We start from the raw sequence: 2,634 nt of genomic DNA, 5'->3' as shown, positions 1-2,634 counted from the left end.
CAGCCGCCGCGCCAGCACGCTGAGCGCCGCGCCGCCGCGCACGAAATTGCGCAGCATCTGTCCCGTCACCGCCTGCGGATAGGCCGAGACCCCCTCCTCCACCACGCCATGGTCGCCGGCGAACACCGCGATGCGCACGCGTTCGGCCCGTGGCCGCTCGCAACCCTGCATCGCCGCCAGCTCCAGCGCCAGGCTTTCCAGCCGGCCGAGCGCGCCACGCGGCTTGGTCAGTTGCTCCTGCCGCGCCAGCGCCCGGGCCCGAGCCGCCTCATCCAGCGGCCGGCACGGCGCATTCCACCACTCGCTCATCACTGTGCTCCTTTCAATATCATCGGCAAGCCCGCGACCATGAAGGTCACCCGCTGCGCCCGTTCGGCCACCGCCTGGTGCAGCCAGCCGGCTTCGTCGACATAGCGCCGGGTCAGTTCGCCCAGCGGCACCACGCCCAGGCCGGTTTCGTTGCTGACCAGGATGATCCGCCCCGGCAACTGGCCAAGGCTTGCCAGCAGCGCGTCACGCTCGGCGGCCAGCCGCACCGGATCGTCCAGCAGCAACAGGTTGGTCAGCCACAGGGTCAGGCAGTCGACCAGCAGGCAGCGCCGGGCATCGGCCTGCTCGCGCAATACCCGCGCCAGTTGCAGCGGCTCCTCGACCAGCGACCAATGTTCGGGACGGCGCTGGCGATGCTGGGCGATACGCGCGGCCATCTCGCCGTCCAGCGCCTGGCTGGTGGCGACATAGGTCACCGCCAGGCCGCTTTCGGCGGCGAGGCGCTCGGCCAGCCGGCTCTTGCCGGAACGCGCGCCGCCGAGGATCAGTTCAAGCATGTCGGTCTCCAGAATCCTGTTCGCGGGCATGGCCCACTCCTACCCGGTGGGGCGGGTGCGATCTGCCATTTGGCCCCTCTCCGGCGGCTTGCACCCGCCCTACGCCATCCACACCTGTAGGCGCGAGCCATGCTCGCGAACCATGGTGTGCCCGCGCGCGCCTACGAAAGGCGCCAGCAACGCTAGACACCGCAAAGCCTGCGCAACAGCCGGGTATCCAGGTGCGTCTCGACCAGATCGGCCAGGCGCTCGATATCGCACTCGCGCAGGGCGTGGTAATCCACCGTCTCGACCTCGCCGAGCCCCGCCCAGCGCAACAGCGCGGCGCAGGCCGCCGGGCTTTCGAACAGACCGTGCAGGTAGCTGCCGAGCACCTGGCCGTCGGCACTGAGGGCGCCGTCGCGGCGGCCATCGTCCAGCGCGACCGCGGCCTGGCGCAGCGCCGGCCCGTCGCTCACCCCGGCATGGATTTCGTAGCCGCTGACTTCGGCATCTTCCAGGCACAGCCGGCCACGCACGTTGCGCAGCTGCTTCTCGGCATGCAGCTCAGTGGTGAAATCCAGCAGCCCCAGCCCGTCGCTCGCGCCGGCCGCTCCTTCCAGCCCGAGCGGATCGGCGATGCGCTGGCCGAGCATCTGCAGCCCGCCGCAGATGCCCAGCAGCTTGCCGCCGTAGCGCAGATGGCGTCGGATCGCCGCCTCCCAGCCATTGGCGCGCAGCCAGGCGAGATCGGCGCGCACGCTCTTGGAGCCGGGCAGGATGATCAGGTCGGCCGCCGGCACCGCCTCGCCGGGGCCGACGAAGCGCAGCTCCACCTGCGGGTGCAAGCGCAGCGGATCGAAGTCGGTGTGGTTGCTGATACGCGACAGCACCGGCACCACCACGTTCAGCGTGTGATCGCCCTTGGCCGACTGGCGCACATCGATGGCGTCCTCGGCTTCCAGGTGGAAATCCATCAGGTACGGCAGCACGCCCAGCACCGGCTTGCCGGTACGTCGTTCCAGCCAGTCCAGTCCCGGTTGCAATAGCGCGATATCGCCGCGAAAGCGATTGATGACGAAGCCTTGCACCCGCGCCTGCTCGCTTTCCGAAAGCAGGGCCAGGGTGCCGACCAGATGGGCGAAGACGCCACCCTTGTCGATATCGGCGATGAGGATCACCGGGCAGTCCACCGCCTCGGCGAAGCCCATGTTGGCGATATCACCGGCACGCAGGTTGATCTCTGCCGGCGAACCCGCGCCTTCCACCATCACCACCGGGTAGCGTTCGCTCAGGCGTCGGTGGGATTCGAGCACCGCCTGCATGGCCACGCGCTTGTAGTCGTGATAGGCCACTGCGTCCATGCAGCTCAGGGCGCGGCCATGGACGATCACCTGGGCGCCGGTGTCGCTGTTGGGCTTGAGCAGCACCGGGTTCATGTCGGTGTGTGGCGCCAGCCCGGCGGCCTGGGCCTGCACCGCCTGGGCGCGGCCGATCTCGCCGCCGTCGGCGGTCACCGCGCTGTTGAGTGCCATGTTCTGCGGCTTGAACGGCGCCACCGCCACGCCCTGGCGCGCCAGCCAGCGGCACAGCGCGGTCACCAGGGTGCTCTTGCCGGCATCGGAGGTGGTGCCCTGCACCATCAGCGTGGTCATGAATCTTGCTCCCGGTAGCATCGAAGGGCCTGCTCCAGCCGGGCCCAGCCCGCCTCCTCGCCGGGCAGGCCGAAGCGCAGGCCGAAAGGCATGAACAAGCGCGTGAGAATACCGCTGTGCGCCAGGTGCTCGTACAGCGGTTCGGCGACCACGTCGAACACCGTCTGGAACAG

3 protein-coding genes are annotated in these 2,634 nt (G+C 69.4%); all 3 read right to left on the bottom strand.

The features are described 5' to 3' along the window. Window positions 1-309 (bottom strand): nicotinate-nucleotide--dimethylbenzimidazole phosphoribosyltransferase (locus LO50_RS21870; RefSeq protein ID WP_044316356.1); only part of this gene is annotated, 309 nt, incomplete at its 3' end. Further along, on the bottom strand, window positions 309-827 hold the full coding sequence (gene cobU / locus LO50_RS21865) for a bifunctional adenosylcobinamide kinase/adenosylcobinamide-phosphate guanylyltransferase (RefSeq protein WP_042921252.1): 519 nt from the start codon (window positions 825-827) through the stop codon (window positions 309-311). The genes cobU and LO50_RS21870, both read right to left, overlap by 1 nt. Before the next feature lie 182 nt (window positions 828-1,009). Then, a complete protein-coding gene (locus LO50_RS21860; protein ID WP_044316355.1) occupies window positions 1,010-2,461 on the bottom strand; it encodes a cobyric acid synthase in 1,452 nt (483 codons plus the stop codon). Between the last annotated feature and the right edge of the window lie 173 nt (window positions 2,462-2,634).

Origin of the sequence: Stutzerimonas stutzeri (assembly GCF_000935215.1) — a bacterium.
In the GTDB taxonomy this organism is placed as follows: domain Bacteria; phylum Pseudomonadota; class Gammaproteobacteria; order Pseudomonadales; family Pseudomonadaceae; genus Stutzerimonas.
The sequence above is the reverse complement of the archived record's forward strand: the minus strand, read 5'-3'. Positions and strand labels throughout refer to the sequence as shown.

What these genes read in the sequence shown, in the direction of transcription:
- cobU (WP_042921252.1), bottom strand. Translation starts at nt 827, where the DNA reads ATGCTTGAACTGATCCTCGGCGGCGCGCGTTCCGGCAAGAGCCGGCTG.
- LO50_RS21860 (WP_044316355.1), bottom strand. Translation starts at nt 2,461, where the DNA reads ATGACCACGCTGATGGTGCAGGGCACCACCTCCGATGCCGGCAAGAGC.